This is a genomic window from Rhizobacter sp. P2_H3, assembly GCF_056403355.1.
Window position 1 is genome coordinate 1 of the sequence record NZ_JBFUFQ010000262.1, and the last position, 7526, is coordinate 7526.

The window sequence follows — 7526 nt, forward strand, 5'->3', positions numbered from 1 at the left end:
CAGTTACAGTGGTGGCCTCAGACTTGATATCCCCTCCATCTATCCGATCAATCTGCGAATCCCCGTCACCAGAGTCAGCCACACAATAATCACTGTTCGACTCAGCCTCGGTCAAATTAATTTCATTCGAGAAATCCTCTCGAAAAAATATTTCCCCACGCCCAAAATCAGGCTCACTCTCGCTTTCTTTAACCTCCCTATCATCCAGATCACCCAATAGCTTATCGAGATCCTTGCTGCCACTTGCCGGATCGGCGACAAACATACCAAGGGTTCTCAATGCCGTTTCATATCCACCTAGATCACCCGATTTCATCGCTGAAACGGCGGCCTCCTGGAATGCATAAAACCCACCCCTCAACTCCGCCTGATCATTTCCATACCGTATTGCCCGCATCCGGCAAAAAAGGGAATGGTAGTTTTTAGAGATAATTTTTAATTCACAATCCTCGTGCACCCTGCCTTCCTCAAGCTCCTTAAGCGAACCGGCAACAAGGTTTCCCGCCAACGTCAACGCCTCGGCAAGCTCGTCGGTCTCCCGATCCTCGACGTTCTTAAGCTTAAACTCGAAGCCATTGCTCAACTGAACCTTGCATTTGAATGTAAAGTCGTCTTTTGCTGCTATGCGCTGATTCCCAAACTTCTCCTGGATCGACTCATATCCGCCATCCCGGTTCTTCACTTCTATTTTGCAAATAGAAGGTGCTTCAAGGCGAGTAGTTTTTCCGGTTATTTGCATGAAGTTGCTCCACAGCACAGTAAAACGATGCCCCATGCAGCAATCACACACAGATCACTCACAAGCAGGCGTTCCCCCTGTGTGACCGATCCGCTTTCCAAGTTCCACCCGGGGACAAACAGCTTCATCCCGTCCGGCCGGTTCGCACTCTCAGGTGCGTAGCTCGCGCCTCGGATCCCGCCTCAGCCGCCCCGCACGCCCAGCTTGAAACTGATCATCGCCCGCAGCTTGTTCGGCACCACCGGCTTCACCAGCAGGTGGAAGTTGTGCACCTGCGCATCCACCTCGTGGTTGGTCATCGTGCTGCCGCTCACCATGATGGCCGGCACGCCGGGCCCGAAGCGCTCTCGCAGCGCCTGGATCGCCTCCACGCCGGTGTGGCCGTGCTCCAGCCGGTAGTCGACGATCAGCAGGTCCGGCGGCTCATTCCCGGCCTCCTCGCTCTGCGCCCAGGCCCGGCTGGTGGCCACCGTCTCGAAGCTGCGCACGCTCGCGCCCCAGCCCTTCAGCAGCACCTCCAGCCCGTCGCGCACCGCCGGCTCGTCCTCGACGATCACGATACGGCGCCGGTCCAGCGTCAGCCCGATCGGCGCCTTGCCGCTCAGGGCCGGCGCCACCGCACGCGGTGCCTTGCCGGGCGGCAGCTCCAGCGAGAACACCGTGCCGTGCCCCGGCCGTGAACGCAGCGACAGCGGCGCCTCCATCAGCCCCGCCAGCCGCTTGACGATCGCCAGCCCCAGCCCCAGCCCCTTGCGCTGGTGCGGCGCCAGCGCGTCGCCCTGCGGCACCTGGTAGAACTCCTCGAAGATGCGCTCCTGCTCGCGCTCGCGGATGCCCACGCCGGTGTCCCACACCTGCAGCAGCAGCCGCGTGCCGCGCTTGCGGCAGCTCACCAGCACCGTGCCGTCCTGCGTGTAGCGGATCGCGTTCGACACCAGGTTGCGCAGGATGCGTTCCACCAGCACCGGGTCGGCGAACGCGTTGTGCGCCCCACCCCGGAACCGCAGCCCCAGCCCCTTCTCGAAGGCCGTCGGCTCGAAGTGCAGCTTGAGCCGCCCGAACAGCGCGCCGATGTTGAAATGCTCCGCCTGCGTCTCGACGCCGCCGGTGTCGATCTTCGTGATGTCGAGCAGCTCCGAGAACAGCCCCTCCAGCGCATCGACCGAGCCGTTGATGCTGTTGACGAGGTGGATCACCTCTTCATCGTGGCTGCGCTGGCGCAGCGCCTCGGCGAACAGCCCCATCGCATGCAGCGGCTGCCGCAGGTCGTGGCTCGCGGCCGCGAAGAACTGCGTCTTCGAGCGGTTCGCCACCTCGGCCTGCTGGCGCGCCGCATCGGCAGCCGCCTTCTCGGCGCGCAGCTGCGCCCCCAGCTCGTCGGCGCGCAGCTTCAGCTTCAGCAGGTTCTCGTAGTTGAGCCGGTAGTCGCTCGCGAGCAGCGTCGTCATCGCGACGATCGTCAGCAGCACGCCGGCCAGCACCAGGTCGTCGAAGCCGCCCGGCAACCCCACGCGCAGCACCGTCGGCGCAAAGCACAGCAGCGCGAAGGTGTTGTAGACCTTGCGCATCGGCGCGAGGATCGGCATGCCGGCCACGCAGAAGCTGTACACCGTCAGCGGCAGCCCGATGCGCTCTGTCGTGCCGCCGTGGGGATAGAACAGCCACGCCGCCGAGCCCCAGACGATGCCCGAGCCCATCGTCGCGCCGACCCAGATGCGGAACCACGGCTGCGCCGCCGCCAGCGTCTGCACGTTGCGCCCGCGGAACGCCACCAGCGCCCACACCCGAAACGCCCACAGCCCCCAGAACATCACCATCCAGGCCGCCAGCAGCCAGCGCGGCGCGTGGTCCCAGAACAGCAGCGCCATCACCGACGCGCCGGCCGCATTGCCGGCCAGCGTGGTCGGCACGTACGAATACAGCCCGTGGATGCGCTCGACTTCGGTCAGCTCGCGCAGGGAGGCGGCCTGTGCCGCGGGCGGGGCGGCGACCGCCATCTCAGCCGCCGCCGGGCCGCCCCAAGGCGGCTGAGCGCCCCCTCGGGGGGCAGGAACGCAGTGACGTGGGGGCGGTCATTTCTAGCGCGGGCCGTTGTGGCGCCAGGCCGAGAAGCCGCCGTGCGCTTGCGTCATCTGGCTCACCGCCAGCACCGCCTGCGTGCGCGAGCTCACGTTCAGCACCCGCAGCACCGCGGCCACGTGGTCTTTCACCGTCTCGACCGACAGCCCCAGCTCACGGGCGATCAGCTTGTTCGGGTTGCCCTGCAGCAGCAGCGCCAGCACGTCGGTCTGGCGCGGCGTGAGGCCCAGCGACGCGATCGACGGGTGCTGCTGGAAGCTGCCGCCCTTGGCCGCCTCGCCGATCTGGTTGACGGCGGCCGGCACGCCCCACGGCGAATCCTGCGCGCGCTCGGACGGCCGGTCGTTGCCGATGCTGATCGGCGGCACGTAGATGCCGCCGGACATCACCATGCGCAGCGCGTCGAACAAGGTCTCGTTGGAGGCGCGCTTCGGCACGAAGCCCATCGCGCCCAGGTCGATCGAGCGGATCACGTCGCTCGCGCGGTCGGAGGCCGACACCACCACCACCGGCAGCGCCGGGTAGGTGCTGCGGAACTCGACCAGCAGGTCGAAGCCGTCGGCGTCGCCCAGGTGCAGGTCGAGCAGCACCAGGTCGAAGTCGTTGTCGGCGGCCAGCGTCTCGCGCGCGGCGCGGGCACTGCCGGCACCGACCACGCTGACGTGGTCRCCCAGGCCCTGGATCACGGTCTGCAAGGCCGACAGGATCAACGGATGGTCATCGACCAACAGCACTTTCATCGCGACATCCCTTTCGTGCGCTGTGAGCCCTCGGCCCGGGGCAAAGCGCCGATGCTAGCCGAGCGCCCCGGACGCCCCGCACCCCCTGAAGAGGGTGAAGCGGCCCACTTTGTCAAAGCGGCGTGTCAAAGGTAGCGCCGTGTCAGCGATTCCGCCACGCACACCGGCTTGGCCGAGCCCTCGCGCTCCATCGTGACCTCGATCGTCAGCTGGGCGCCGCCGTCCAGCGGTTCATGGGCCAGCAGCCTGAAACTGCCGCGCAGCCGGCTGCCCACCGGCACCGGCGACGGAAAGCGCACCCGGTTCAGCCCGTAGTTGACGCCCATGCGCGTGTCGCCCACCTCGAAGGCCGACGCGAACATCTCCGGCAGCAGGCTCAGCGTGAGGAAGCCGTGCGCGATGGTGGTCTTGAACGGCCCGGCCGCCGCGCGCACCGGGTCGACGTGGATCCACTGGTGGTCGCCGGTGGCCTCGGCGAACTGGTCGATGCGGTACTGGTCGACCTCGATCCAGTCGCTCAGGCCGATCTCCTGCCCCACCAGGGCCTGCAGGTCGGCCAGCCGTTCGAAGCGCTTCATCAGGCGTCCAGCCACTGGAGCAGCGGCTGCCATTGTTCGAGGTCGCGCTCGACGCGGCTCGGTGCCACGTCCCATAGCGTCAGGCCGCGCGCGGCCAGGTGCACGTAGTTCTGCGTGTCGCGCAGGAAGCCCAGCAGGGGCACCTGCAGCGTCTCGAGGAAGCTGCGCAGCTGGTCGGCCGAGATGGTGCCCTCGCGCACCCGCATGCCGACGATCGCGACCGACACCTTGTCGCCACGCCGCCGCGCCAGCAGTTCGCGCACGAAGGCGTGCGTCGCGTGGATGTCGAAGATGCTGGGCTGCAGCGGCACGAGCACCTTGTCGGCCAGCTTCATCACCTCGTCGAGGCGCTTGCCGTGCAGGCCGGCCGGCGTGTCGAGCACCGCATGCGTCGTGCCCTTGGGCGGGCGGACGACTTCGTCGTGGGTCAGCTCCCAGCCGGTGATGGTCGGCAGGTTCGCGGGGCGCAGCGAGAGCCAGGTGCGGGCCGACTGCTGCCGGTCGACATCGCCCAGCATCACGGCATGTCCGGCCTGGGCCATGTACCCTGCGATGTTGGTGGACAAGGTGCTCTTTCCGACCCCGCCCTTCGGATTGGCCACCACGATCACTGGCATGCACTGCTCCTGACGATCCTTGTTTGCGGTTATGTTAACGAACACTATCGTTGTTGGGCTACCAATACTTACCCCCGCCGCCTACCTCGTCATCCATCCCACCATGACCCCCTCCGAAGTCCTCGTGCTCACCGCCCACCCGCAGATGGAGCAGTCGCGCGTCAACCGCACGCTCTACAAGGCGGCCAAGAAATCCGGCCATGCCACGGTGCGCGACCTGTACCGCCTGTACCCCGATTACCTGATCGACATCGAGGCAGAGCGCGCGCTGCTGCTGCAGGCGAAGCTCGTCGTGTGGCAGCACCCGATCCACTGGTACAGCATGCCGCCGCTGATGAAGCTGTGGGTCGACGAGGTGCTGGGCTTCGGCTGGGCCTACGGGCCGGACGGCCATGCGCTGCGCGGCAAGGACCTGTGGCTGGTCTCGTCCACCGGCGGCCCGGACGACTCCTACCGCCCCGACAGCTACAACCGCTACCACTTCGACGCCTTCCTGCCGCCCTACGAGCAGACCGCCGCGCTGTGCGGCATGCGCTTCCTGCCGCCGCTGGTGCTGCACGGCGCGCACCGCGTCGGCGCGGCCGAGCTGCAGGCGCATGCCGACACCTTCGTGCAGCACCTGGGCAGCTACCCCGGCTGGCCGGAGCTGGCCGGGCTGGACGACTGCATCGACTGCGAGGTGCCCGAATCGGCACGCCCGACGGATGCGGCCGAAGCCGCGATGGCGGAAAGCGCCTGATGGAACACGGCAGCTGGTTGACAGGCGGGCTGGTGTACCTGGCCGCCGCGGTGATCGCGGTGCCGGTGGCGAAGAAACTGGGGCTGGGCTCGATCATCGGCTACCTGGCCGCGGGCATCCTGATCGGGCCCTGGGGGCTGCGGCTGGTGACCGACCCGCAGGACATGCTGCATTTCGCCGAGTTCGGCGTGGTGCTGATGCTGTTCCTGGTCGGGCTCGAGCTGGAGCCGAAGCGGCTGTGGGCGCTGCGCAAGCCGATCTTCGGCTGGGGCAGCGTGCAGCTGTTCGGCTCGGCGGCGCTGCTGCTCGGCGCGGCGGTGGCGGCCGGCGTGCCGTGGCAGCTGGCGGTGGTGGGCGGGCTCGGCCTCGCGATGTCGTCGACGGCGATCGGGCTGGGCGTGCTGGGCGAGCGCAACCTGATGGCGACGACCTCGGGGCAGAGCCTGCTGAGCGTGGCGCTGCTGCAGGACATCGCGGCGATCCCGATCCTCGCGCTGGTGCCGCTGCTGGCGGGGCCTTCGGATGCGCCGGAGCACGGCAGCTTCTGGCTCGGTGCCGGCAAGGCGCTGGGGGTGGTCGCGATCATCGTGCTGGGCGGGCGGCTGCTGCTGCGGCCCACGCTGCGCTGGATCGCCGGCAGCGCGACGCCCGAGATCTTCACCGCCGCGTCGCTGCTGCTGGTGGTGGCCACCGCGGCGCTGATGCAGACGGTGGGGCTGTCGATGGCGCTCGGTGCCTTCCTGGCCGGCGTGCTGCTGGCCGAGAGCGAGTACCGGCGCGAGCTCGAGACCGACATCGAACCCTTCAAGGGGCTGCTGCTCGGGCTGTTCTTCATCGCGGTGGGGATGAGCATCGACTTCTCGATCGTGATGCAGCGGCCGCTGCTGATCGCGCTGGTCGTCGGCGGCTTCCTCGGCGTGAAGGCGGTGGTGCTGTGGGCGATGGGCCGCGCGATGCCGCTGCCGAAGGCCGAGCGGCCGGTGTTCATCATCCTGCTGGCGCAGGGCGGCGAGTTCGGCTTCGTGGTGTTCCAGACCGCCACGCAGGCGGGCGTGATCGACGGTCCGACGTCATCGTTGCTGGTGGCGGCGGTGGCCTTGTCGATGCTGCTGACGCCGCTGCTGCTGGTGGCGGCCGACCGCTGGTGGACGCCGACGCTGGCGGGCCAGAAGCGCAGCGACATCCCCGAGATCAGCGAGCAGCAGAACGCGTCGGTGATCATTGCCGGCTTCGGCCGCTACGGGCAGATCGTCGGCCGGATGATGTTCGCCAACGGCCTGACGCCGACGGTGCTGGAGCACGACGCCGAGGCGCTGGAGGCGCTGCGCCGCTTCGGCTGGCCGGTGTTCTACGGCGACGCGACGCGGCTCGACCTGCTGCGCACCGCCGGCGCGGCGACCGCCAAGGTGCTGGTGCTGGCGATCGACGACGTGGAGCAGAGCGTGGAGGTGGCGACGCTGGTGCGCGAGAACTTCCCGCAGCTGACGATCGTCGCGCGGGCGCGCAACGTGCGGCACTACTACCGGCTGCGCGAGCTGGGCGTCACGCTGATCGAGCGCGAGACGCTGGATTCGGCGCTGATGACGGCGCGCAGCACGCTGGAGCTGCTGGGTTGGYAGCCGCACCAGGCGCGCAACCTGGCGCTGCGTTTCCGGCGCCACAGCATCGACCAGCTGGAGGCGATGCGCCCGCATGCGCGCGACCAGGAGCGGCTGATCGCGGTCGCGAAGGAAGGGCGGCAGCAGCTGGAGACGCTGTTCGCGCAGGAGCGCGCCGCGGCGCTGGACCGAAAGCAGCGCGCCGGCTGGGGCGGTGCGGCAGAGAAGCCGGACGAAGAAGCCACGTAGCCCGGATGCCAATCCGGGACTGCATCACTTCAATGCGTCGTACAGCAGCTTCGCCCCGGTCAGGAACATGCCGACATACACCAGCCGATAGAACAGCGTCGGCTCGATCCGCTTCGCAAGCTGGATCCCGATCCACACGCCGACCGGCGCGAACGGCATCAGCACCAGCGAGGTGCCGAGGTTGCGC

Annotated in this window: 7 protein-coding genes; 2 read left to right on the forward strand and 5 right to left on the reverse strand. The window is 67.7% G+C overall.

The window, feature by feature from the left end; translation table 11 throughout:
- The 5 genes from AC1D1T_RS28040 to AC1D1T_RS28060 all read right to left on the reverse strand — a co-directional run.
- A partial coding sequence (locus AC1D1T_RS28040) for a hypothetical protein (RefSeq protein ID WP_477992914.1) occupies window positions 1-739 on the reverse strand: 739 nt, incomplete at its 3' end.
- Between the two features lie 182 nt (window positions 740-921).
- Entirely contained in the window at window positions 922-2736 is a 1815-nt protein-coding gene (locus AC1D1T_RS28045; protein ID WP_477992915.1) for an ATP-binding response regulator, read from the reverse strand.
- Window positions 2737-2817: 81 nt separating this feature from the next.
- A complete protein-coding gene (locus AC1D1T_RS28050; protein WP_047503039.1) occupies window positions 2818-3558 on the reverse strand; it encodes a response regulator in 741 nt (246 codons plus the stop codon).
- A 125-nt stretch (window positions 3559-3683) separates the two neighbouring features.
- Window positions 3684-4136, reverse strand: coding sequence for a MaoC family dehydratase (locus AC1D1T_RS28055; protein WP_477828356.1), 453 nt, complete (start codon window positions 4134-4136; stop codon window positions 3684-3686).
- On the reverse strand, window positions 4136-4753 hold the full coding sequence (locus AC1D1T_RS28060) for a nucleotide-binding protein (protein ID WP_477845107.1): 618 nt from the start codon (window positions 4751-4753) through the stop codon (window positions 4136-4138). Before AC1D1T_RS28060 ends, AC1D1T_RS28055 begins: the two co-directional genes overlap by 1 nt.
- Before the next feature lie 103 nt (window positions 4754-4856).
- Between AC1D1T_RS28060 and kefF the strand changes: the two genes are divergently transcribed.
- Complete coding sequence (kefF, locus tag AC1D1T_RS28065; RefSeq protein ID WP_465114303.1) at window positions 4857-5492, forward strand: glutathione-regulated potassium-efflux system oxidoreductase KefF; 636 nt, start codon at window positions 4857-4859, stop codon at window positions 5490-5492.
- Window positions 5492-7339 (forward strand): glutathione-regulated potassium-efflux system protein KefC, encoded by a 1848-nt coding sequence (kefC, locus tag AC1D1T_RS28070; RefSeq protein WP_477992916.1) that lies wholly within the window; start codon window positions 5492-5494, stop codon window positions 7337-7339. Before kefF ends, kefC begins: the two co-directional genes overlap by 1 nt.
- The last annotated feature ends 187 nt before the right edge of the window (window positions 7340-7526 follow it).

What these genes read in the sequence shown, in the direction of transcription:
- AC1D1T_RS28045 (WP_477992915.1), bottom strand. Translation starts at nt 2,736, where the DNA reads ATGGCGGTCGCCGCCCCGCCCGCGGCACAGGCCGCCTCCCTGCGCGAG.
- AC1D1T_RS28055 (WP_477828356.1), bottom strand. Translation starts at nt 4,136, where the DNA reads ATGAAGCGCTTCGAACGGCTGGCCGACCTGCAGGCCCTGGTGGGGCAG.
- AC1D1T_RS28060 (WP_477845107.1), bottom strand. Translation starts at nt 4,753, where the DNA reads ATGCCAGTGATCGTGGTGGCCAATCCGAAGGGCGGGGTCGGAAAGAGC.
- kefF (WP_465114303.1), top strand. Translation starts at nt 4,857, where the DNA reads ATGACCCCCTCCGAAGTCCTCGTGCTCACCGCCCACCCGCAGATGGAG.